The sequence below is a fragment of the Spirosoma spitsbergense DSM 19989 genome, assembly GCF_000374085.1.
Classification (GTDB): domain Bacteria; phylum Bacteroidota; class Bacteroidia; order Cytophagales; family Spirosomataceae; genus Spirosoma; species Spirosoma spitsbergense.
On the sequence record NZ_KB893543.1, the window covers coordinates 1 to 24,439 of the forward strand.

The following is a 24,439-nucleotide window of genomic DNA, read 5'->3' on the forward strand; positions in this document are numbered from 1 at the left end:
GATCGGGTGATGCGTCTGTTAACACGGCATGTGTACGCTTGCGGTCATTTTCATGCGAGTCTAAGCACAACCACGGCCCATGTGCGGGGCTTTGCGTTGCTGTACAATTTTACGCCGAGTAGTCCGTCTGTGCGCAAAAAAGAGCCGAGTTTATATTGTCCGGCCTCACGGGCGAGTGGGCAGGTATTCTCGAAAAATTGGCTGGAGAACCTATTACTCTGTGCCTCAGTGGGTAATCTAAACCATCATTGCAATACGTTATAATGAGCATTTTTTATATGAGACGTACACTTTACGCTTATCTATTCATCTGCCTGAGTATTGCCGGGTTGTCTACCCGCAGTACGGCTCAGACTATTTCGACCGGGACGATTAGCCCGGTCAGCGTTTGTGCCGGTGGAGCCGTTTCTATTGCGTATACTGTTTCTGCGTCCTTTGCGGCTGGAAATACCTTCTCGGCACAACTCTCCGATGCAACCGGCGTTTTCCCGATAAAACCGGTGGTAATTGGCACACTATCCAGCGTAACATCCGGTACTATCAATGCCACAATCCCTTCATCGACTGGCGCGGGTACTGGCTATCGGGTGCGGGTAATAGCCAGCACGCCATCTCAGACAGGCTCGACCAGTCTGTCCTCCCTCACCGTTAATGTTCCGGTTTCGCCGGGTATAACAACGCCCATAACGTACTGTACGAACCAGGTCGCATCTCCGCTGGCAGCCACTCCCTCGACAGGAGGTACGCTGAAATGGTACGCAGTAGACGGCACATCAACGAGTGCCACAGCCCCAACCCCCGACACCAAATCGGCAGGTCCAACGTCCTACTCGGTTAGCCAGGTTGTTGGTGGCTGTGAGAGTGCCCGTAGTGTTATTACGGTCAACGTATCAGTAGGTCCCAATACCCCCGGTGTATCATCCGTCAGCTATTGTATCGGTCAGTCTGCTACCTCATTAACGGCGACGCCTTTACCCGGTGCTACACTTACCTGGTACACGTCGGCATCGGCTGGTACAGGCTCTTCCATTGCCCCTACTCCTTCTACAAAAACCGCCGGTACTACTGTTTATTACGTAAGCCAGACCATAGGTTCCTGCGAAAGCCTCCGGGCCAGCCTGACTGTAACGGTAAACAGCGCACCAGCCGCCCCAACAGCTACTGCCCCGCCCCCCTATTGCGCCGGAGCAGTGGCGACATCGCTAACGGCAACCGGGCAGAACCTGAAATGGTATGGTACAGCTGCCGTCGGTGGTACTGGCTCTTCAGTAGCAACAGTACCCAACACAACATCTGCCGGTACAATAAATTATTACGTAAGCCAAACCGTGGGCACCTGCGAAAGCGCCCGAACCGGTATTGCCGTGGTTATAAACCCTGCCCCATCCGTACCGACAACGACGACGCTTACCTATTGCCAGAATCAGGCTGCTGTTGCCCTTGTAGCGACACCGTCTGATGGTGGTAAACTCAACTGGTACGGAACGGCAGCAACAGGCGGAATCGCTTCAACAACAGCCACCATACCCACCACTAGTTCGGCAGGGATGGTCAATTATTACGTCAGTCAGACCGTAAGTGGTTGTGAAGGCCCCAGAGCTGCAATTGGCGTTACCACGAAAGCAACTCCTTTTGCTCCAGGCATCACAACCCCCATTACTGCCTGTCAGAACCGAACCGGTTATGCCCTGGTGGCGACACCCTCCGCTGGTGCCACACTTAACTGGTACGGAACTTCAGCAACGGGAGGCACAGCAACCCCTAATCCCGGCCCCCCGGCCACTACCACCGTAGGCTCAACCCTGTACTACGTCAGTCAAACGCTAAGCGGTTGCGAAGGCCCTAGAGCCTCTATTACCGTTGCTGTCAACGCCGTCCCTGTTCCGCCATCAGTCATTCCCCCTCGTACTTACTGCCAAACCGAAACCGCATCTCCGCTGGTAGCCAACGGAATCGCTTTGAAATGGTACGGTACGGATTCCACGAACCGGAATCCGGCTACGGAAATAACGGTACCATCTACCAGTTCCAGCTTTATAGGTAGCATAAATTACTACGTTACTCAAACCGTTAATGGGTGTGAGAGTTACGTTCGTGCCATTCCGGTTACTATTAAAGTAACCCCCAGCTTACCCGCTGTTCAGGACGTGAGTTTCTGCCAGAATTACCCGGCTGTCCCGCTGACGGCCACGCCGGTTCCGAATGCGACCCTCAACTGGTATGGCGAGAATGCATCGGGTGGTACGGCTTCTGCGGCTCCCCCGGCGATTCCTACCAATGTCGATAAAACGTATACCTACTATGTTAGTCAAACACTGGATGGGTGCGAGTCGGGGTTGGGAAGTACTGCGGGGCGGGCCACCATACGGGCACGGGTCAAAACAACGCCCGGTGCGCCCGGTGTAAGCCCGGTTAGTTTCTGTAATAACAGTACGGCTCAGGCACTGACGGCGAATGGCACAGGGCTGAAATGGTACGACGGGGCAGACAATCTCCTGGGGGTCACTCCTGTACCCGGCACGGGTACGGTAGGGAACCAGGTTTATAAAGTGACCCAAACCTCCGGCGAGGGGTGCGAAAGTCCCAAAGCCAGTCTGACAGTCATTATCAACCCCCTGCCCGGCCAGCCAGGGGTATCGAACTTGACGTATTGCCAGACGCAGCAGGACCAGCCCCCACAAAATGTTATTCCCTTAACGGCTAGCGGACAGAATCTAAGATGGTACAATCCCGATGGCAACGCCTACCCTAACGCCCCGATTCCTTCGCTCGACCGGGCTGGCACCCAGTCGTATCAGGTTAGTCAGACCGTTAACAACTGTGAAGGAGCTAAAGCGACTATCCAGGTTAACGTCAACACCTTACCTGCCCCCATTACGCCAAAGGCTGTTGTAACGTACTGCGTAAACGCCAAAGCAGTTCCACTGCAAGCCAATGGCGAAACGGGTAGTCAGTTGAAGTGGATTGACCCGTACGGGCGGATTACCACCGATGCGCCTACGCCCTCGACCCTGAATACCAATGTAGTGCCTGGTGGCGACCCTTTTTACGTGTATCAGATTGGGACCAATGGGTGCTACAGTCCACGTGCAACCATCAAAGCGGTTGTTACATCACCACCTACCCTGGCCCTGTTTGCTCCTATTGCCAGTACGAATCTGGGCCAAAAAGTCCCCCTCCGGCTAACATTTACCAGTTCCGGGCCGTTCACGTACACCATCACCGGGGGATACAGCGGTAGTTCTATCACAGCCGACACAACTATTTCGGTGCTGCCCCGGGGAAACACCATCTACCAGGTCGAAACGGTTACGAATGGTTGTGGAGTAGGGTTACCCGGCAGTCCGGCCACGGCTCAGGTAAGTGTTCGTGTACCCACCATAGAAACCAGTATACTAACAACTTCTACGCTTTGCGTTGGCCGGTCACTCTCCGTGCCTTTCACCACCACCGGCACATTCAACACCGGCAATACGTTCAACGTTGAGTTGGTTAGTCTGGTCGACACTACAAAGAAATATGATTTACCCGCCACGGCTATGAGTTCGCCGGTGACCGCTACTCTGCCCACTACGCTGCCCGGAGGAAACTATTTTGTTCGAGTCAAAGCCAACAACCCGGAAATCGGTATCGTCGGCAGCAATAGTCCAACCCTACTAGCCATACGTGCCCTGGCCAGCGCCGTACTAACGGGTTCACAAACCATTTATGAAGCCATGCCGGTCAACCTGACCATGACGCTGGGGGGCGATGGGCCGTGGGCCATCGTATATTCGGACAGCCTCCGCAGTTATTCGGCTACAGTGGGCAGTAACCCTTATGTTCTGGAAGCCCGCCCTACGCAAACCACGACCTACCGGCTAACGAGTGTGAGCAATGCCTGTGGCAGCGGCCCCGTTTCCGGTGTGGCTACCATTATAGTAATACCCCTGCTGGGCGTGATCGACAATCCGCTCGATCCTCTGGTAAGAACTTACCCGGTTCCTACCGCCACAACGCTTATGGTTGAATTAGACTTACCTTTGACCAGGCAACCAGCGACCCTGCTACTAACCGATGCGAGTGGGCGTCCCATTCTGCAGCGGACTACCCGGGACCGGGTCAATGAACTGGACCTGACAACGCAACCCAATGGATTGTACCTGTTGCGCATTCAGATTGGTGACCGGCAAACCATTCGTAAAGTGATAAAACAGTAAGCAATCAGCCGGGTCGTGGCTGATTGCCGAATCAATACCTATGCCTGACGAGTACTTCATGGAAATGGCGCTCATACTGGCCGAAGAAGCCGCTGACAATGGGGAAATCCCCGTTGGTGCACTGGTCGTTTGCAAAAACAGAATCATCGCGAAAGCCCGTAATCAAACCGAGCAGCTCAGCGATGTTACGGCACATGCCGAATTGATGGCCATTACGGCAGCCGCACATTACTTAGGCAGTAAATACCTGACTGATTGCACGCTTTATGTAACCCTGGAACCCTGTGTGATGTGCGCAGGCGCTTTATTCTGGGCGCAGCTGGGTCGACTGGTCATTGGCGCATCCGATCCGAAGCGGGGCTACAGCCGCATACAGCCTTCCTTACTACACCCTAAAACCCGACTTGAAACGGGCATACTGGCTGAGGAAAGCAAAGCGTTGCTTTCAAAGTTTTTCGACCGGTTAAGAACATAAACCACTGTCGACGTGTTAATTTAACCGAATAATCATTCATTCTAACCAAGCAATATAATGGCTTTTGTATTAGATCCCCTTCCCTATCCCAGTGACTCGCTTGAACCTAATATTGACAAGCAAACGATGGAAATTCACCACGACAAGCACCATAACGCTTACGTGACGAACCTCAATAATGCCATTGCCGGTACAGACATGGAAAGCAAATCAATCGACGATATTCTGGCAAATATCAGTAAAGCACCCGTTGCGGTTCGTAACAATGGCGGTGGTCATTACAACCATACGATGTTCTGGAACACTATTTCGGGCAACGGTGGTGGCGAACCAACGGGTACGCTGGCCGATGCCATCAATACAAAATTTGGCTCCTTCGCTACCTTTAAAGAAGAATTTACCAAAGCAGCAACCACTCGCTTTGGATCGGGCTGGGCCTGGCTTATCGTAACCCCCGAAGGTGAACTGGCCGTTACATCGACACCCAATCAGGATAACCCCTTAATGGATATTGCCGAGATGAAGGGCTTCCCTGTTATTGGACTTGATGTTTGGGAACATGCTTATTATCTGAAATATCAGAATAAGCGTCCAGACTACATTGCGGCTTACTTTAACGTAATCGACTGGGCTGCTGCTGAAAAGCGCTATCAAACAGCCAAACAGGCGTAATTCTACATGGATAATGGATAATGTACAATGAATAATTTTGCGGGTTAATAGTAAATTATTCATTGTACATTATCCATTATTTATTACTTTTGCACTCCCAAAAACGGTGATTGTAGCTCAGTCGGTTAGAGCGCCGGATTGTGGTTCCGGAGGTCGCGGGTTCGAGCCCCGTCTTTCACCCTGGTAAAAGCCCTGACGTTGTCAGGGCTTTTTTTGTTTTCCCCATTCATTAGTTCATGCCAGTATATAGTTTCCAGCGAAAAACGCATGACCGTTATCTATTCTTAAATTTTGTTTAACGTTTGAACACAAAGACTGAACAAAATAGCTGGAGCCAGCGTTAACAGATTACTAATTGGCTTTACTATGAGTACGTATTCAATCAAAGATCTGGAACAACTTTCGGGGATTAAAGCTCACACGCTACGTATTTGGGAGCAACGCTACGCCATTATAGCCCCACAGCGGTCAGATACCAATATTAGAGCTTACGATGATCAGGACTTGAAGCTGGTACTGAACATAGCGATGTTGAAAGACAACGGCTATAAAATCTCAGATATATCGAAATTATCTCTGGATGATCTGTACAGCAAGGTCATTACGGTTACCGATAAACAGCTAAGCTACCCTGATCAGATTCAGGCGCTTACGCTGGCCATGCTTGATTTCAATGAAGATAGGTTCGAGCAAATTATCACCAGTAATATTCAGCGATTCGGCTTCGAGAACACGATGATTCATATCATCTATCCGTTTTTGAATCGTATTGGTGTCTTATGGGTAACCGATACAGTAGGCCCCGCTCAGGAGCATTTTATTACCAACCTGATCCGACAGAAACTCATCGTAGCGATTGAGGAAAATAGACGCAATCAGCGGGCAAATGGCGATAAATATCTGTTGTTTCTCCCGGAAGGAGAATACCATGAAATCAGTCTGTTATTTGCCAATTATATTATATCAGCCCGGTCAAACAAGGTTATTTATCTGGGGCAGAACCTTCCGTTCAATGAGTTGAAACTTGTTTACGAACGGCACAAACCTGACTATATCTTTACCGTCCTTACCTCATCACTATCAAACCACAATGTGCAGCCCTACGTAAATCGTCTGGCTGCTACTTTCCCGGACACGCAAATACTGCTGACCGGTTATCAGGTAGTAGGGCAGGATATCGATACGCCGGATAATACCAAAATAATCAATCAGATAAACGACCTTATCCGTACTCTGTCATAAGGGATTGGCAGCGTAGCCATCATACGTGCATTTGATAGCATTTTTCGCAGCTATTGTTCGGCGAAGGCCAGTGCCCGTCGTTCTGCATACGTATGCCTATCTCCTGACACCTGAAAACCAACGTGCCCGCCCGTTCTGGGTGTTTCCAGAAAAATATGTTCGTGGGTTTTGGCCAACCAGTCTGGCGAGCATTCGGGTGATAACAGCGGGTCATTCTGAGCGTTGAGCAATAGCGTCGGAATAGTGATACCAGCCATAAAATTGACGGCCGATGCCTGGTTGTAGAAATCATCGGCATCCCGGTAATTGTTAACGGGTGCCGAGAAAAACTCATCGAAATCGCGCCATTGCTTCACCTGCTGTAGTTTACTCATATCCAGCCGTCCGGGAAAGCGGGTAGCTTTCTGGTTTATCTTGACCAGTAATTTCTTCCTGAACCGATTCCGATAGAACCGATTTGATGGCTGATCGAGCAGGACAGCACTTGCTCCTAAATCGGTAGGAGCCGAAATAGCAACGCCCCGTTTAATTACATCGGGAACCTGATGGCCATTAACGCCAAGGTATTTCAGGGTGATATTACCGCCCATACTGTAGCCAACCAGCACTACTTTCTGGTAGTTTCTGGTCTTCAGGGCATGGGTAATCACTTCACCAAAATCGCCGATTTCACCGTGATTGTACAGACGGAATGCCTGATTCATTTCTCCGCTGCACGACCGGCAATTCCAGGCCAGTACATCATAATTATGGTCGGAAAAAAGTTTGGCCGTTCCCCGAATGTATTGTCGGTTGCTATCGCCTTCCAGTCCGTGCGTCAAGATAACTAATCTCTTCTGTGCCCTGTCGATCCAGTCCAGATCAACGAAATCACCGTCGTTTAACGTCAGGCGTTCGCGCTCATAAGTAACGTTGCGTACCAACCGCGTAAGGCTGGGGAGAATGGTTTGCAGGTGGCCGTTGTACTGGTAAGCGGGTGGGCCAGGATAAGTTGGAAGAATTAGCGGCATCTTAATCAAACAACGGATACTTTTACAACGTTGTTCCTGCATAATTTCATCATCATGCCCGTTGCCAAGTACGCGTCCGTTATTATTGCCAGTACTATTAAGTTTCTGGGCGGGCCACTGTCGGGCGCTGCACTGGGCTTGTCATGGCTGGAAACGGCTCTCTGCACTACCATCGGCATGATGATCAGCGTGGTAGCCATAACCTATGCCGGAGCCGCTCTGCAGGCTTTATGGCAACACTACAGCTCCAAACCCGCCCGACTATTTACGAGACGAACTCGCATAGCCATTCGCGTCTGGCGACGGTCGGGCATGATAGGCATTGCCTTACTGACCCCCTTGATACTGACACCCATTGGCGGTACCGTTCTGGCCGTCTCGTTTGGCGTAAAACCCGGCCGACTGATTCTGTACATGCTCATCAGCGGGATTCTCTGGGCTATCGTTCAAACGCTGCTCATTTACCAGATTCCCGGATTGAAGGGTATCATCGGGTAGGTCGACGCTCAGCGGCTTACCGTTTGAGGGGGAACGGTAGCCGATTTTTTCCGAAAATCGCCCTGAGAGAAGTGTTTTTCAATCAGGCAGTACATCAGGATAAAGAAGTAACGGCTGCCCATCTCCTTGATTTTCAGTTTCGATTCCCCATACTTCCGGTTCGTCCAGCTATTGGGCACTACTTCGTACGTATAGCCCCGAACAATCGCTTTCAGGGGTAGTTCGACGGTTAGGTTGAAGTGGGGAGACAGGAATGGTTTGATCCCCTCAATGGTTTCACGCCGGTACAGTTTGAACGCGTTCGTGGTATCGTTGTATTTGATACCCATCGTCATCCGAACAATGAAGTTGGCGATGCGATTGATAATCTTCTTCAATTCAGGATAGTCAATCACTTTCCCCCCGTTATCCCAGCGGGAGCCGAATACGGCATCGGTACCGCTTTCCTGCATTTTACGATAGAACTTCACCAAATCTTCCGGGTCGTCGGAAAGGTCGGCCATGAATACCGCCACACAATCGCCGGAGAAACGCTCTAAACCATACCGCACTGCATACCCAAACCCATTAGGCCCCGGATTAGTGTAATAGACCAGCGTTGGGATTTCTGTAGCAGCCAGGTGTTCCAGAACACGCAATGTACCATCCTTTGAGTTATCATTTGTCACACAGATTTCGTGGTCGATTCCGTGTCTAGACAATGTTTGATAGAGAATACGCAGCGTGGGAGGCAACGACTCTTCCTCGTTGTAGGCGGGTATAACAACGCTTAATTTCATAGAGGATCATATGCGGGCCGTCCCGCTATTAGGGTGAATGACTACCGATAGGGCAACAGGCGCAGGGTACTGTATAGTTTAGCTACCGGCTCCGGCACAATATACTTTCTAATGACATCTTTGGCAGCACGCCAACCGGGTTTTGCCATGTAGAGGTACTTCATGGCAATCTGCGCCCTCCGGAAATAACTCCCTTCAAACTGTTTGGCATCGAGCATCATCCGGTAATAACGGGCCATATTCCGGCGCAGAACGGTGTCGTACCGATAGTTAAGTTCCTGATTGATGTCACTATACATCTGAATACGATTGCGCAGAAAAACCTCGTTCTGATAGTTATCGTGAAAACTGGCTCCCGCACTGTTCTTCCGGTATACCGACATCACGTCGGGAATGTAGCCAATCTTACCCAGTTTGGCCTTCAGAATCAATCGCGGAATATCACCACTCGACGATTCCCGGAACCAGGCCGGATATTCGCGAATGTTGTTCCGGTACAAGGTACTGGACGTAGCCATAAACCAGATTTCATCATCGCCAATCAGATCATCGACCGTATAAAACGGCTTCATGTCCGGTCCATTGAGAACGTGCGACGGACTACCATCCTCATAGGTAATCAGCGCATTGTGGAAGGTCATGGAGTAATCCGGATGCGCGTCCAGCAGGTCGGCCTGTTTCTGGAGTTTGAACGGATCAGTAAGGTAATCGTCCCCATCTATCAGCGCGTAATATTCCCCTTTGGCCAGCTTGAGGGTTTCCAGAAAATTGATTCCCCCATTTTTGCCCATGTTGTGCGGGTGCAATACGCCAATGACAAGACCGGGGTACTGGCGTTCGTATTCCTGAATAATCTCCCGCGTGCCATCCGTTGAGAAATCATCCCCAACTAAAATTTCGATAGGGAACGTAGTCTTTTGCGCCAGAACACTATCGATAGCCTGCCGAATGAATTTCTTCTGATTATAGGTAATAATCAGTACGCTGACTTTAGGCATGGGATAAATTTGATGTTTGTAGTTTGATCCGGGCCGCCGGTGCGGTTCGTAGTTTGTAGTTCGCGGTGCAGTCTGGGTCGACCTAAAGCCAGTTCAAACCGCACCGCGCAACTATAAACGTCAAACTATAAACTGTTAAACCGTCACCTCTTTGGCCGACTGGATTTGTGCCTTCCAGCCCTGAGGTTCGTCTTTTTCGGCGGGTTTGGCCCAGGGGTCGTAAAAGGGAAGAATAGCCACCCAGCGCCCGGCGGGATCATCCCAGCTAAACCGGTCGGCAAAGCTCGATGGGCTAACCCAGTGGGGTAAATCGTACCGGAACAGAATCAGGTCGCCCATGTCCTGGTAGCCTTCCGTTTCTACAATATGATCGTTGATAACGTAACCTGTACCACCCGATGAGTAATCCTTCCCGTACTGATTCAGGGCCAGAATAGTCCCTACTTTCTGCGGGTTGAGCGGGTGCCAGTGCCGTCCGAAAAAGCTGCCACCCAGTGGGTAATGCGTTACCTGCGGGTGAAAATAAGATTGGCCTTTGCGGATCCCGTATTCTTCATTATTACCGGTCAGGCTGTTCCAGAAGGTACGCATCGGCTGGAATACCTGCATCAGCGTCTGCTGGGTTGGCTCCTCCAGGTCAAGGATAGCATCAAACGTATGGTCGTGAAACAACTGCGGAGCCTGCTGAATTTTGGCAATGTGCAGCCGTTGTTTATGCTGGTTATTGTCGAACGGATCGAGGGCTTCGGCCAGGGGTGTTTTTAACGCCCAGGCGTGGGTAGCAGCAATCACGCTGCGTAAGGTTTCTTCGGGAATGCCGGTTTTAATGATGACTATGTTCGGCTCGTTCACCAGTTTCATCACCTCATCGTACGGAATTTCCGGTACAATCCGGCCATCCTTAAATTCGGCATCAACTTTTATCAGATATTTTGCTACTTCTTTCATGATCGTCGTCTTACTGATTTACTACAAAATAGGTGGCTATCTTCATAAAATCCAAATTCCACCGGACTGATCTTAATCAGTTTTAGGTTGCGTAGCGTAACCGAATCCTGACGCACCAAAACCATTACCGTTGTAGAACATAATCCGTTGATTCTGGTGCGGAAAAATATGACAATAATCCATCATCATTGAATCCCACCCCTCTTCCGATCGTTCGATACCGGCCAGTTCATCGCGCCGGGTCCAGTTGATGCCATCCTCCGATTCGGCATAGCCAATCCGATAACTACGCTGCACATCGGTACGGTAGTTGGTCGCATTCCGGTAGGAAAAATACATTTTGTACAAATTCCCTTCTTTATACACCGTTGGTCGCCCGATGGCATCGGTAAATTCATCGTAACTGACACAGACCTGTCCCGTTCGTTTCCAGTCCAGCCCGTCGTGGGATTCGGCGTACTTCACATCATAGAACGGTTCCGGGTGTCCGTCAATGACTTCAATCTTCGTGCAGGACAGGTACCACATCCGCCAGAGCATCGACCCATCGGCCTGTTCTTCGCGCATGATGCAGGGCTGCGCCACCCATACCTGATCGAAGATGTACCGGTCCATGAGGGGGCCGGTATATTTCCGCTCAAACGTCAATCCGCCATCCTTGCTGATAGCCAGTCCGATGGCTAACCGGTAGCTGGCCGTTTCGCTTTTGTTCCAGCCGGTGTAGTACAACCAGATTTCGTCGTCGACGGGTAAGAACCAGGAAGGCATCGTTCCGGTTTCGTCAAACATACCTACCTCGCCCTTGGTCAGGCAGGCTTTGTCATGTACGTACGTTACCTCCGATAGCTTATCGGGATTCAATTCAACAAAGGAGACCGCCGATGCACTATTTTCATCGCGGGTGGAGAAATACACCCGTAGCGTATCAGGCATTGGGTAGCCAAACGGAACCTGTGCGTGCGTACGGCTGAATGGCTGAGTGCCATCGGGTTTGTAGATTAAACCTTGTTTGTTCCACATAAGAAACTAATTTATTGAGCGTGAGCGAGCGGTTTTCCCACGTTTGGAACGCCATTGATTCTGTCCTTCCGAACGTAAATACGGGTATCATTCACCAGCCCCATGTATTTATAATGCACTGCCACAAATTGTCCGAGTGGTTTAATCAGTTCATGGCCCTGCGTTTTTCGGTCATTCATCCAAAGATTCTGGCTCCCAACCGCATCCACAAACACCGGCGGAAAAGAGCGCAGGAAGTCATCGAGGTAGCGCTGCTTGTAAACGGCCTGCATCGGGTGAGCAAACGCACTCCGAATCGTATGATTTTCGGCAACACCCTGCTGCATATTCGCCTGCACGTAATAATCGCAGCGCCACCCCCAAACGGCCAGCTTTTCGCCAGGTCTGGCATACTGCCGCACTACCCTGGAAACCGGTGACTGCTGAACAGTCCAACCATTCTGCCCATCGGATGGGTATCTGTTGAGAGGAATCTGCTGTCGATGGTTTTGAATAGCCTGCACCCCAAATAAACCAAGGAAAACAGCAGTTGCCCCTACCCCAATCCATCTACTGACAGACCCGTTCAGGCTAAGGTGCTGCCACCCGTAGGCCAGACTAAAAAACAGGGGACCGATAATAAAAAACAGGTAGTGTACGTAGCCAGAACCAGTTCGGGTAATGGCAAACACGGTAGCGATGAATAAAGCGCCGATGAACCCGCTGATTCGCCAAGCGCCCTGGTCATTCCGGATACCACGACGCATCGATGTAATGAAACCTACCAGCCAGATACCAAAAATGAGTTTGACCAGCCAGTCGAACTCGCTGCCCCGTTGCAAAAATGTTGGCAGTTGCAGCAAACTCTCCAGTTGATTGGTATCGCCACCGTATTGAAAATTCCCTTTCAGGTAGTAGGTGACGAAATCATCGTATACACCGTTTGCCGTTGTTAGCAGAACGACAAGTACAGGAAAGACCAGGCTGCCCGCACCCAGTATGATTACCCGGCTCACTTTAGCCATCGTGCTTAGTTGGGCCCGGGTCAGTACATCCAGCAATACAAACAGCCCTACCACAGCGGCTAATGGAATGGCCTGTAGTTTACCAAAAGGAACCATCCCCAGTAATAGACCAATGAGACCAATGCGAACCAGAGAGGGTGTTTTTTGCGGCAGCAGCGTAGCGTACAGATAATAGCACACACCGAGCAACAGAAGCGCAACCAGTTCGCTGTTGTAGTGCAGGAAATCACCATTCTGGGTCAGGCCCAGCATGAACACAAACGGCAATAGTACCAGCGGGGCAACGGACGAACCAAACCACCGGCCTACTACCACAAAAAGCAGCCACAGGTAGCTAGCAACCAGACAAAAAGCCGTGAGGTGAGCAGTAACGTAATCGAAGGGCAAACCGAAAAGCCCCGGTATAATGAGGAAATAACTATCCAGCGGCCCCCCCGTTGTGCCATCAACCGACCGGAAGTATACGGGGTCGTGGTACAGAGTAAACGCCTGCGTTATCATCTGGCTCTCGTCCGGATTTATTTCCGCATTGAAGACGATGGTTGAAAGCCGTAATAGAAAAAACAAGGCCAGCGACAGTAACCCAACCAGTTTCCAGTCGATAAGCGGTCGCTGAATTAATGACCGGGCGGCCAGCCAGAGCAATGCCCAGCAGAGCGCATAAACGGGTAACCAATAGGCAATTGGGTATGTATCGAAGTGGGGCATTCGGAGCGTACAATGGTTCTGAGGTGACTGATTCTCCTGATGAATTCGCCACCTCAGAATCCAGTAATAACTACTTACTTGGTTACCGCCAATCGGGCCGCCATACTATCATGAATCTGGGCCATCGTTTCCCGAAGGTCGTAGGTCCAGTTCCAGTCGGGGTAGTGCTGTTTGAATTTCGTCAGGTCAGAAATGTACCAGATATGATCGCCACTGCGGTTCGTTTCCGAATACTGGTAGTTCATTTTGTTGCCCGATATTTCCTCGCACAGCGCAATGGCCTCGAGCATGGAGCAGTTGGCATACCGGCCACCGCCCGCGTTGTATACTTCACCCGGACGCGGGTTCTGATAGAAATGCCAGAACATGTTGACCAGGTCCCAACTGTGAATATTATCGCGAACCTGCTTGCCTTTGTACCCGAAAATGGTGTATTGATTGCCCGTGATGGCGCATTTCATGAGATACGAGAGGAAGCCGTGCAACTGCGCCCCCGAATGGTTTGGCCCCGTCAGGCAACCTCCCCGGAACACGCCGGTATTCATTCCGAAATAGCGGCCGTACTCCTGAACCATAATATCAGCCGCTACCTTGGAAGCGCCAAAAACCGAGTGCTTGGTATGGTCGATGCTCATGTGCTCGTCGATACCGTTCTCAAAATAAGGATGGTTCCGGTCAATCTCCCAGCGCGTTTCGGTTTCAATCAATGGCAGAAAATTGGGGTTATCGCCGTATACCTTGTTGGTCGAGGTGAAGATGAATACCGCTTCGGGACAATGCAGCCGGGTCATTTCGAGCATATTGAGCGTCCCAACGGCATTGACACCAAAATCGGTGAACGGTTCGCGGGCGGCCCAGTCATGACTAGGTTGGGCAGCGGTATGCAGAACCAGTTTTATATCGGTACCAAACTCCTGGAAAATCACCTCCAGCTGTGATACTTCCCGAATATCGGCGGCCCGGTGCTGGTAATTTGGGTAAGCTTCAGCCAGACGGTTCCTGTTCCACTCGGTCGAGCCATCGGCGCCAAAGAAATACTGCCGCATGTTGTTGTCAATCCCGATAATGAGGTCAAACTTATCGGCAAAAAAGGCAACAGCTTCACTCCCAATCAAACCGGCCGAGCCTGTAACTAATGCAATTTTCATGTCTCTATTTTTGCTTAAAAGCGATTAGCTATTCAAATAGTACTCTTTTATTGAATCAGTACTGTTGAACAAAGTAACGTAAAAATTTACACCTATTATAGCCAACGGGTCTATTAGGCGTAGTAACGAAAGGGCTTTTCCAGTAAGCGGTCTCATACTATAAAAGCGATTAACCAGTACGTATGCACTGATTAATCGCTTTTACATTTTCGATCGATAGACGTTATATACCCTGCCCGGACGTGCCAGCGCCAAACAGTTTTTCGCGAATTTTCTGAGTTCTTGCGTCCAGAGCGGGGTTAGGCGTGTATTGATAGCGTGATTGTACGGCCACCGAATCCCTGCCTAATCCATAAACCTCTTCATCACCAGCACGGTAATCTGAACTATAATCTTCAGCCCGGTTGTCGGTTTGGCGAACGGTATTGTATTTCTGATAGTCGCAGGATGCCAGTGACAATACTGATACCACCAAAAGACCTATGTTGAGTACGCGTTTCATAGCTACTTAATTACTAATTGATTCGGCAAAAATAAGCAACAGTCTTTAGTCAACCGTATTTAGGCATTAGTTTTTTCTTCATCCGCTGCGTATTTGTTATAATAAGCTACTTCTATACCCTGTCGGTGGCCACATAGCTACTGGTTTAATTGACGGATTTCCTCCGCTACAAAAGCCATTAGTTCCTGTATATGATCGCGGGAGAAGTCGAACGGTACGTTGGCGGCTGCGTATATCTCACGGATGGGGGCTTTATAACCCATGCTCAACGCGTTTTTGTAACCTGCCAAACCCAATGCCGGGTCTCGTCGGTAGTTTCGCCAGACGCCAATGGCTCCTAGCTGCGCAATACCGTACTCAATGTAGTAGAAGGGAACTTCGTACAGATGCAGCTGCCGCTGCCAGATGTATTCCTTATAAAAAGCGAATCCGTTCCAATCCGTTATGGTATCGGTAAACTGCGTATAAATCCGAAGCCAGTTTTCGCGCCGTTCAGCATCTGTATGCGTCGGGTTTTCATAAATCCAGTGCTGAAACTTATCGATGGTCGCTACCCAGGGCAGGGTTTCGATAATAGATTCCAGGTGCTGTAGTTTGGCCCGGCGCAGTTCGTCGGGATTATCGAAGAATACGTCCCAGTGGTCCATCGACAGGAGTTCCATACTCATAGAAGCCAGTTCGGCCACTTCCATCGGCGGGTTACGGAATGCTTTCAGGGGTAGTTCGCGGGTCAGGAAGGAATGTACTGCGTGGCCTCCTTCATGTACCATCGTGACCAGGTCGCGCAGGCTGGAGGTGGCATTCATGAAAATAAACGGTACGCCAATCTCTTCGAGCGGATAATTATAACCGCCGGGCGCTTTCCCTTTCCGCGACTCTAGGTCGAGGTGCCCCATAGCCCGCATAATCCGAAGGTCATCGCCCAGTTCTTTATCCAGCCGGTCGAAGCATTTAATGGTTTTTTCAAGTAATTCTTCCCCCGTAGCAAATGGTTTCAACGGCGGTTGCCCTGCCAGATCTACTTTGCTATCCCAGGGGCGTAGCGGATTTACGCCTAACTTCCTCTTCCGTTCACTAGCCAGTTCGTCCAACAGCGGAACAACCGCTTCGGCTACCGACTCGTGAAAGTTGACACAATCCTGGGGCGTATAATCGAATCGCCCAAGAGCCGCGAAGGAGTAGTCGCGGAAGTTAGCAAACCCGGCGTTAACCGCTATCTGATGGCGTAAATCGCGCAATCGGTCGAACAACTGATCCAGCGCTTTATGGTCCTGATACCGCCGTTCCCATATTTTGCGCCAGGCATCCTCCCGTACTGCCCGATCGGTGGATTGCAACCGGTCGCTGGCTTCGGGTAGGGTCACCTCCCGGCCCTCAATGTTTACCGTCATGGCCCCGGCAATGGCTCCATACTTGCGCTCTTCGGTCTGCAATTCAGTTTGCAGCGGTATATTTTCTTCGCGGAAGATCTCGATGGCTTTCTTCATACCCCGCACCATTACCTCATACCCTTCATCAGTCAACTCACTGATATACGGACTATTTACAGCTTTCAGGTCCAGGTCGTTGCCGTAGGCAGTCATGGGGGGTTGAATCTCCGCAATAAAGAAATTCAGGTTGTTCACCAGTTCCTGGTTGGCCGTATCGCAGGTCATACGAATGTACCGCCAGGCAAAATCCTCCGACAGATAGGACTCCAGCTCACTACGGTCCATAAGCCACTGCTTCAGTTCGTCGGCGGTATTGATGGGGCGGTTCAGTAATTCGTCGTAAAACGGTTTTACATCATCCCAACTCTGTAGAGTCATGACTTCGCCAATGAACAGGCGAGCCGGGCGGGTAGGTACAATTATTGTTTCGTTTGATGTCATCGGTAGTACAGGTTTCGGCCCGTTTTAAAGAGAGAAAACGGAGATTAGCCGGTAGTAACTTAATCCCGTTTGACACTTTTTTGTTCACACATTTGCATCTACGAATAATTTCGTATATGTTTACTACGAAATTATTCGTAGATGAATTATGAAGCCAACCGACGCTGAACTGGAAATTCTGCATGTACTCTGGACTAACGGCCCAAGTACGGTGCGACAGGTACACGACGCCCTGAGCCAAAGCCGTGATCTGGGGTACACAACAGCCCTGAAGCTGATGCAGATTATGGTTGAAAAAGGATTGCTCACCCGCGAGGAGGATGCCCGGTCGCACACGTACACGGCAGCCGTCAGTGAGGAGGCAACGCAGCAGGGATTGGTCGACCGCTTTGTTGAAACAGCTTTCCGGGGGTCGGCGTCCAAACTGGTGATGCAGGTGCTGGGTCAGCATAAAGCTTCTCGGGAGGAGCTGGACGAGATTAAACTACTGCTGGATCATCTGAATCGTCCCGATGATCCGGCGTGATCTACAGGACCATCCTGATTATATACTTACGGCGTGTCGCCGGTCCGTTGTATCTACATTTCTTTTCGATTTCATTTCCAACCAAAGCCACTTATTTTCCCATGAACGTCTATAATTTTCTAACAAGCCCAATCACCGATGCCTTAGGCTGGACGTTACTACATGCCATTTGGCAGGGTTTTGCCCTGGTATTACCCGCTGCGGTACTACTCTACTTTCTCCGGCACCGGTCGGGGATACTCCGCTATCGCGTGGGTGTGTTCACGCTGCTGGCGCAGGTATTGGCTTCGGCCGGTACGTTTTTCTGGTACTACCAGCCCGTTTCCGCTACTCAGCCTCTATCTCCAGCCTATGCAGCCTGGTATGCACCACAGATTCGGTGGCAAACGGTGGCTCAGTCAATACCCTGGCATCAGCAAACGCAGCAATTTCTGGAAAATCACCTGAGTCAGTTTGTACTTATCTACCTGATTGGGGTGGCTATGTTCGGGCTACGGCTGGCGGGGGGATGGATTTATCTGCAACAACTCAGCAAAACAGCTACGCTCCCTGCCTCGCAGCATTGGCTAAAGTTGACCAATCAAATTCGTTTTACGTTGTCCATTCGGGCGGTAGTGCAGGTTCGGGAGTCGGCCCGAATAGCCATGCCTATGGTAGTGGGTGTATTGAAACCCGTTTTATTGCTACCCTTTGGTCTGGCCACGCATTTATCGACCCGTGAAATTGAAGCGGTTTTAGCCCACGAACTAGCACACATCAAGCGGCACGATTACGCTGTCAACCTGTTACAATCGGTGGTGGAAGTATTGTATTTTTTCCATCCCGCCCTTTGGTGGCTGTCGGCGCGGGTACGCGAAGAACGTGAACATTGCTGCGATGACCTGGCTGTGCAGGTTTGCGGGGGAAATGGCCGCATACTCGCGCAGGCACTGGCCCATGTAGAAGAATTACGGCTGATTCAATCAGCACAAACGCCCGTACTGGCTATGGCATTTGCGGCAAAACGGCAGCATTTATTACACCGCGTTCAGCGGGTATTGGGTGTGCCCACGCGCCCCTTCGTGTCGAATAGTAGTCTGGCAGGCCTGACGCTGGCCACTATCCTGTTTATGAGTGTATCGGTGTACGCCGTGCAGCAACAGCAACCCGCTCCCAAACAACCAAAACCCGCCCACTCAACCCGAAAGCATACGGTTGATTCCAATTCAGAGTACGGCATGGTGGATAATAAGCGGATTGGCTACATCATCTGGAAAGGCCAGAAGTTACCCATAACCCGGGTGGCTCGTCTGCAACGCCAACTTGACCGGGTGATGGCGGGTCAACTCAATCTCGACACCGTCAAGCAGCCCGATCGGGATATTCTGCTGACTATTATCGAGAAAAACAATGCGTTTGAGAGCGGGATGGATGCGGTAAACGCAGGCTTGAATACTGACTTAAACACAGACTTAAATGCACAAGGTTCAGCCCGAATTGACTACAACACTATCATAAAAACCGCGTTCGATGCCGTTAACTCGGCGGGCGTATTCCCAGTTGATGTTGACAATGTTCTGGAGGAAGTAAAGACGATAAACTACAACCAGATTATCAATGACGCAATGGCGTCGGTAGATACCAACATTTTCTATCGGGTTGAAGGCAATGTGGTCAAATCAGGAAATACGGATGAAGTACGCCGTTACCAGCAACGTCAGATGGACAGCCTAAGCCAGTTAATGGCTCAACGCTCTCGGCAGATGCAGGCGATACAACTCCAAATAGAAAAACTTCGTTTTCCCGTGGAGGAAGTTGAACGGCAAAACGAAGTATTAAACTGGCGGAAAGACAAGCTGATGGAGCAACGGAACGCGCTGATTGAGAAGCATCAGAAGTTATTATACAATAACGAGAAGCAGAAATTAAGTCAGGCGGAGGTTGAAAAGCAGGTAGAAGCACTCGAACCAGAAATCAAGAAGCTGGAAGGGAGCATGGAGGAATTGAACCGGCAAATGGAGCAGTCGAACGCTAAACAGGAGGAACTTAAAATACCGATGCAAAAGCTTGAACAGGAAGCCCAACATCTCGAAAATCAACTGGATAAATTATCCGACCAAATGGGGAGGTACGGCGATAAAATGGCGCTCATCGTGCCACCCATGCCACCTATGAACATTCGTGTAACACCCCGGCCCGCCAGGGGCCCTCGCCCGGTCCGCGTACCCCGGCCTGCCATTGCGCCTACCCCGCCCGCCCATCCGAATGGCTTAACGATACCATCTCCAGCGGTACCCGGAGCACCGCGCCCAAAAATTGCCACGCCTGCGATACCAAAACCAGCACCGAAACCATAGTTTTTTGTCATGCTGAGGCACGAAGCATCTTAATGTCCTTTGACGAGTAAATAAGTGAATATTAAGATGCTTCGTACCTCAGCATGACAAAAACCTGACGCTATCTTTTACTCAATCTCAATCACCACATCGGCCCCAACGGGGTGGGCTACGCAGGTGAGTATATAACCTGCCTTCAGTTCTGATTCCGACAGCCCTTCTTCCTCGTCCAGTTTTACTTTGCCCGATATACACCGACCCATGCAGGCCGTACACATACCCGCCTGACAGGAATAGGGCAAATCGATATCCAGGTCCAGAGCTGCTTCCAGAATGGTCTGGTGCGGAGCAACGGCAAACTTATACTCGCTGCCTTCGTATAGTACAGTTACTTCAGGCGTGCCACTATCGGCAGCCGTGAAGGGTTCTTCTACTACATCGCCCGCCATTACTGGTGCCGTAGCGTAACTCTCCTTATGAATATGTTCGGCCGAAACGCCAACCAGTGCCAGTGCCGAACGGGCCTCGGCCATCATTCCATCAGGACCACATAGATAAACGCTGGCATTCTCACGGTCGGCAGCGGGCATTTCTTCCAGCAACGTAGTGAGCGTATGCTGATTCAGGCGTCCTTCGGCACCCGTCCAACCGGCCGATGGCTGGCTTAGTACGTGCGTTGTCTGAAACCTGGATTTTCCATATGCCTGCTCCATCGCATCCAGATGCGCTTTGTAAATGATAGATGTCTGATTGCGGTTTCCGTAAATGAGCCACACCCGACTGTTGGGTTCAACGTGCAACGCCGACTTAGCCATCGAAAACAGGGGCGTAATGCCACTACCAGCCCCAATCAGGATGATAGTACGGCGGTTTTGCAAGTCCAGTTTCGGGGTGAATGTACCCATTGGCTCCAGGGTTTCCAGCACATCGCCGGGCCGGATACGGTCGCAGAGATAATTGGAGACCAGGCCACCCGGCACCCGCTTTACGGATACCGACAACGATACGTCGACATGGGGCGACGATGCCATTGAATAGGACCGCCTGATTTTCTGATTGTTGATGTTAAGTAAAAATGTTAGAAACTGACCGGGCTGATAGCGTACTTCCTCGTTGATGGGGTGCCAGAAACTGATTGTCACGGCTTCGGGCGTTTCCCGAACAATGTCTTTTACTTTTAAAAAATACCGGTTTGCCATTACTATTCTTGTGGTTGCTATATGCTAAACGCAATGGGCAGCTGGAAAGGACAGGATGCACAAAGAAAACTGCCTGACTTCCCTCCTCTTCTCCGTCTGCCCGACGTTCATTTTGTTCGGCAAAGGTACGGCGAACACGGGAAATTTATCCATTCCGGTGGTACTCAACCAATCCTTCGGCGGGTGCTTTGAGGAGGTTACCCATTGTTAATCCCGTTTGTTCAACAGCCGTACGCAATTGCCGGGAAAAATAGTGAGCGATCGACCCAACAAAATGAACAGGCCACGACACTGATTCCGGAAAGCGTTTGACGTAGGTAGTAAGAAATAAAATAAACGCATCGGTTACCAGTTTCGCAACGTACGGATGAGTCAGATGATCGGACAGGAAAGGCGTGAATGAAGCAAAGTACCGGTTCGGAAATGGCTTTTTGTAGGCATTCTCGAGCAACGCAGGCCGGGCGAGCGCGTAGCGAGTCTGGAAATCCTGATGCAGGTCGGCCGGCAGGCGTTCCTGAAAAAAATCCCGAACGAGGGTTTTTCCCAGGTATCCGCCACTCCCCTCGTCGCCAAGCCAGAACCCCAGCGACTGAATTCCCCGCGTAATTTGCCCATTTTCGTAACAACAGGCATTCGACCCCGTTCCAAGAATACAGACAATCCCGGCATGATGGCCCGATGCCCCACGGGCCGCACCGAGCATGTCGCTGTTTACATCGATCTGCCTTGCATCAGGAACCAGCGTTTTCAGGGCATCACGCACGATACCGTTTACAGAAGGCCCAGTGCAACCCGCTCCGTAGAAAAAAAGTTGTTCTATGCGGGCATCGTTTACCGGCAGATGCAGTTGCCCTTTCAGTATTTCTACCAGTTGGGCAGCCGACTGATAATATGGATTTAATCCATCCGTTTGACTAGCGTGGACGTTACCATCGGCATCCAAAAAACGCCAGTCAGTTTTCGTAGAGCCGCTATCCGCAATTAATTGTGTGGTCATTAACTCAATTGATACATGCTTCATGACCATGAAGGATTACCCATGACCACTACTGCTGGTTTATACAAGTTTCCCCACCACCGGAAAGCGTTTGAACACCCCGTCGGTATGGGGTGCGTCGGCCAGTTCATCGGTCAGGTCCTGCCCCGCCCAGTGTTCATAGTGCTTTCCGTTGCGCCATAGTCGTGAAGCCGACAAATCGTAGATAATTCCCTGGTATGCACACCAGATACTATCGCGATCCTGTCCATTACGCAGTGCCAGCTGCGAGCGTGTATACGTTGGTGACGAATCAGGCATAAAGAGCGGCACTATCCATTAGCTAAATCGAGTGAATTATTAGGCATTACTTTTGCAGGAAAAAACAAAATTAGCGTAACTTTAGCCACTTCTAATCCTTGTGTAGTTGAATTAATTATGAGAAAGACTCAATCTATCGCTTTCTTTTCGGCACTAGCCCTGTTTAGTGTAATCCTGAGCTGCAAGAGCAATAAAGTGGCCCCCGTTTCAGAACGCATTGCTAAAGTATGGACCGCCAGCAAGGTAGACGAAAACAGCACGACCGTTTACACGAAGGGAGCTACCAATAACATTCGTAATTACGCTGGTTTTAAACTGGACTTAAGTGCCGCCCCAACCGTTAGGTACACAGAATATGACGGCAATGTATTCGTTGGGCAATATTCTGTTCCAGATGATAACACCCTCAAATTAACAAACCTGAATCCATCCCCCACCGGCGATAATGGTTCGATTACGTTTACCATCAATTCTATTGACGACACTAATCTGAAACTCACCCGAACATCGGCCAGCCAGAAAACGGGGGGTACCACCAATGTGTATACGTTAACCAATCCATAAGGATAGCAATAACTATATTTTCATTAAAAAGCCGCCCCGGGTAATTACGGAGCGGCTTTTTGGTAGATTATGGGTAATGATTTGTTTTCTCTATCTTTATAATCTATTAACTGTGGACACACCTTTTATCTCTCCCTATGACTGATTTAAACACCCTTGGCGAGATTGGTTTAATTGAGCGCATACGCCAGAAAACGCCAAAACCAGCCCACAAAGAAACGATTCTGGGTATCGGTGACGATGCCGCTGTGTTTGACTGGGGGGACGATTTTGGGCTGTTATGCACCGATATGCTCGTTGAAGGTATTCACTTCGACCTTACCTACGTGCCATTAAAGCATCTCGGCTACAAAGCCGTAACGTTTGCCGTATCCGATATTGCAGCCATGAACGGGTTGCCTATACAGATAACCGTTAGTATCGGATTGAGCAGTCGGTTTACCGTTGAAGCCATTGATGAGTTGTACGATGGTATCAGAGCGGCCTGTAAGGCGTATAACATTGATCTGGTGGGGGGCGATACAACCTCTTCGCGTTCCGGCCTGATTATTTCGGTGTCTGCTTTGGGAAAGGTACCGAAAAAAGCAATTACCTATCGGAGCAAAGCACAGGTCAATGACATTGTTTGTGTTACCGGCGACTTAGGAGCGGCTTACATGGGTCTGCAACTACTAGAGCGTGAAAAGCAGGTGTTTATGGCCGACTCCGGGATGCAGCCAAACCTGTCTGAAGAGCGAACCTATCTGGTTCAGCGTCAGCTACGCCCAGATGCCCGCACCGATATTGTTCACGAACTCCGCGACCTCGGCGTGGTTCCTACTGCCATGATTGATGTGTCGGATGGGTTAGCTTCCGAACTGCTTCACCTGTGCCATCAATCGAATTTGGGTGCCATAATTTTTGACGAGAATTTACCCATCGACGACCAGACCTATCTGGCGGCCGATGAATTCAATATCAGCCCGATAACAGCGGCTCTGAACGGAGGAGAAGATTACGAGTTGCTATTTACCGTTCGTCCGCAGGCGTTTGAAAAACTGGCTACCAACTCGCGTATTACCGCCATTGGGTATATCTCCAGTGATTCCAACTACTTTGGCCTGTCAACAAAAGCCGGACAGTTAACCCCTATCAAGGCACAGGGCTGGCGGGGTACCTTTTCGTTGACCTAACCAAAACCGGGCCGTTCTTATGGAACGGCCCGGTTTTGGTTACTACCTGCATTAAGGTCTGGGTATAGGTTCGGCTTTGAAACCTGCCTTCTCAACAGCTTTCTTTACTACATCGCCAATCCGGTTATCCGTAGTTTGCACAGTCAGGATTTTATCGGGGCTGTTGGTATCTACATTCCAGCCGTCGAGTTGTTCGATGTCGTTCAGGAAGGGGGTTACGGTAGCTACGCAGCCACCACACTTGATCGTTGTCTTGAAATTGAGCGTTTCCATTGTCTTATTAGCGTTTTAT

General features: G+C 50.3%; 23 protein-coding genes and 1 tRNA gene. 11 read left to right on the forward strand and 13 right to left on the reverse strand.

The annotated features are described in order from the left end of the window. From B157_RS39355 to B157_RS0114490, 6 genes are all read left to right on the forward strand, one after another. Positions 1–264: hypothetical protein (locus tag B157_RS39355; RefSeq protein ID WP_211224996.1), on the forward strand; the 264-nt coding region annotated here is incomplete at its 5' end. A 14-nt stretch (positions 265–278) separates the two neighbouring features. Beyond that, a complete protein-coding gene (locus B157_RS0114470) occupies positions 279–4,199 on the forward strand; it encodes an Ig-like domain-containing protein (protein ID WP_245565088.1) in 3,921 nt (1,306 codons plus the stop codon). 40 nt (positions 4,200–4,239) lie between these two features. Next, entirely contained in the window at positions 4,240–4,674 is a 435-nt protein-coding gene (locus B157_RS0114475) for a nucleoside deaminase (RefSeq protein WP_020604017.1), read from the forward strand. A gap of 57 nt (positions 4,675–4,731) precedes the next feature. Then, positions 4,732–5,346 (forward strand): superoxide dismutase, encoded by a 615-nt coding sequence (locus tag B157_RS0114480; RefSeq protein ID WP_020604018.1) that lies wholly within the window; start codon positions 4,732–4,734, stop codon positions 5,344–5,346. A gap of 105 nt (positions 5,347–5,451) precedes the next feature. Further along, positions 5,452–5,527: transfer RNA gene (locus B157_RS0114485), tRNA-His, on the forward strand. Positions 5,528–5,712: 185 nt separating this feature from the next. Then, positions 5,713–6,588 (forward strand): MerR family transcriptional regulator, encoded by an 876-nt coding sequence (locus tag B157_RS0114490; protein WP_020604019.1) that lies wholly within the window; start codon positions 5,713–5,715, stop codon positions 6,586–6,588. A gap of 50 nt (positions 6,589–6,638) precedes the next feature. Here the strand turns inward: B157_RS0114490 and B157_RS0114495 are convergent, their stop codons facing one another. Beyond that, positions 6,639–7,598, reverse strand: a complete 960-nt coding sequence (locus B157_RS0114495; protein ID WP_020604020.1) for a YheT family hydrolase — start codon at positions 7,596–7,598, stop codon at positions 6,639–6,641. Between the two features lie 54 nt (positions 7,599–7,652). Between B157_RS0114495 and B157_RS0114500 the strand changes: the two genes are divergently transcribed. Continuing rightward, a complete protein-coding gene (locus tag B157_RS0114500) occupies positions 7,653–8,096 on the forward strand; it encodes a hypothetical protein (RefSeq protein WP_041952119.1) in 444 nt (147 codons plus the stop codon). An 8-nt stretch (positions 8,097–8,104) separates the two neighbouring features. On the opposite strand, the gene B157_RS0114505 is transcribed toward B157_RS0114500, so the two are convergent. The 8 genes from B157_RS0114505 to B157_RS0114540 all read right to left on the reverse strand — a co-directional run bounded on the left by B157_RS0114505 (position 8,105) and on the right by B157_RS0114540 (position 17,074). After that, positions 8,105–8,875, reverse strand: a complete 771-nt coding sequence (locus B157_RS0114505; RefSeq protein ID WP_026308704.1) for a glycosyltransferase family 2 protein — start codon at positions 8,873–8,875, stop codon at positions 8,105–8,107. Positions 8,876–8,916: 41 nt separating this feature from the next. Further along, positions 8,917–9,873: a glycosyltransferase family 2 protein gene (locus B157_RS0114510; RefSeq protein ID WP_020604023.1), complete on the reverse strand. Its 957-nt coding sequence runs from the start codon at positions 9,871–9,873 to the stop codon at positions 8,917–8,919. Positions 9,874–10,008: 135 nt separating this feature from the next. Continuing rightward, a complete protein-coding gene (locus tag B157_RS0114515; RefSeq protein WP_020604024.1) occupies positions 10,009–10,821 on the reverse strand; it encodes a hypothetical protein in 813 nt (270 codons plus the stop codon). A 72-nt stretch (positions 10,822–10,893) separates the two neighbouring features. Next, positions 10,894–11,841: a glycoside hydrolase family protein gene (locus tag B157_RS0114520; RefSeq protein ID WP_020604025.1), complete on the reverse strand. Its 948-nt coding sequence runs from the start codon at positions 11,839–11,841 to the stop codon at positions 10,894–10,896. Between the two features lie 11 nt (positions 11,842–11,852). Further along, positions 11,853–13,553, reverse strand: a complete 1,701-nt coding sequence (locus B157_RS0114525) for a hypothetical protein (RefSeq protein WP_020604026.1) — start codon at positions 13,551–13,553, stop codon at positions 11,853–11,855. Positions 13,554–13,627: 74 nt separating this feature from the next. Continuing rightward, positions 13,628–14,701 carry an NAD-dependent epimerase/dehydratase family protein gene (locus B157_RS0114530; RefSeq protein WP_020604027.1) on the reverse strand — a complete coding sequence of 358 codons (1,074 nt, stop codon included), beginning with the start codon at positions 14,699–14,701 and terminating at the stop codon, positions 13,628–13,630. A gap of 223 nt (positions 14,702–14,924) precedes the next feature. Beyond that, complete coding sequence (locus B157_RS0114535) at positions 14,925–15,203, reverse strand: hypothetical protein (RefSeq protein WP_020604028.1); 279 nt, start codon at positions 15,201–15,203, stop codon at positions 14,925–14,927. A 137-nt stretch (positions 15,204–15,340) separates the two neighbouring features. Next, complete coding sequence (locus tag B157_RS0114540; RefSeq protein ID WP_020604029.1) at positions 15,341–17,074, reverse strand: M3 family oligoendopeptidase; 1,734 nt, start codon at positions 17,072–17,074, stop codon at positions 15,341–15,343. A 148-nt stretch (positions 17,075–17,222) separates the two neighbouring features. Here B157_RS0114540 and B157_RS0114545 point away from each other — a divergent pair, with 148 nt between their 5' ends. Then, the gene (locus B157_RS0114545; RefSeq protein ID WP_020604030.1) at positions 17,223–17,600 is read left to right on the forward strand and encodes a BlaI/MecI/CopY family transcriptional regulator; all 378 of its coding nucleotides are present in this window, start codon (positions 17,223–17,225) and stop codon (positions 17,598–17,600) included. A 101-nt stretch (positions 17,601–17,701) separates the two neighbouring features. Further along, a complete protein-coding gene (locus tag B157_RS0114550; protein WP_020604031.1) occupies positions 17,702–19,936 on the forward strand; it encodes a M56 family metallopeptidase in 2,235 nt (744 codons plus the stop codon). Positions 19,937–20,043: 107 nt separating this feature from the next. Here the strand turns inward: B157_RS0114550 and B157_RS0114555 are convergent, their stop codons facing one another. From B157_RS0114555 to B157_RS0114565, 3 genes are all read right to left on the reverse strand, one after another. Beyond that, positions 20,044–21,114 (reverse strand): ferredoxin--NADP reductase, encoded by a 1,071-nt coding sequence (locus B157_RS0114555; protein ID WP_020604032.1) that lies wholly within the window; start codon positions 21,112–21,114, stop codon positions 20,044–20,046. 145 nt (positions 21,115–21,259) lie between these two features. Further along, positions 21,260–22,111, reverse strand: coding sequence for an N-acetylglucosamine kinase (locus tag B157_RS0114560; protein ID WP_026308705.1), 852 nt, complete (start codon positions 22,109–22,111; stop codon positions 21,260–21,262). 60 nt (positions 22,112–22,171) lie between these two features. After that, positions 22,172–22,411, reverse strand: coding sequence for a cytochrome b5 domain-containing protein (locus tag B157_RS0114565; RefSeq protein WP_020604034.1), 240 nt, complete (start codon positions 22,409–22,411; stop codon positions 22,172–22,174). Between the two features lie 117 nt (positions 22,412–22,528). Here B157_RS0114565 and B157_RS0114570 point away from each other — a divergent pair, with 117 nt between their 5' ends. Further along, a complete protein-coding gene (locus tag B157_RS0114570) occupies positions 22,529–22,975 on the forward strand; it encodes an immunoglobulin domain-containing protein (protein WP_020604035.1) in 447 nt (148 codons plus the stop codon). Between the two features lie 137 nt (positions 22,976–23,112). Beyond that, positions 23,113–24,147 carry a thiamine-phosphate kinase gene (gene thiL / locus B157_RS0114575; RefSeq protein ID WP_020604036.1) on the forward strand — a complete coding sequence of 345 codons (1,035 nt, stop codon included), beginning with the start codon at positions 23,113–23,115 and terminating at the stop codon, positions 24,145–24,147. Between the two features lie 51 nt (positions 24,148–24,198). Here thiL and B157_RS0114580 read toward each other — a convergent pair whose 3' ends face one another. Further along, complete coding sequence (locus B157_RS0114580; RefSeq protein WP_020604037.1) at positions 24,199–24,420, reverse strand: heavy-metal-associated domain-containing protein; 222 nt, start codon at positions 24,418–24,420, stop codon at positions 24,199–24,201. Between the last annotated feature and the right edge of the window lie 19 nt (positions 24,421–24,439).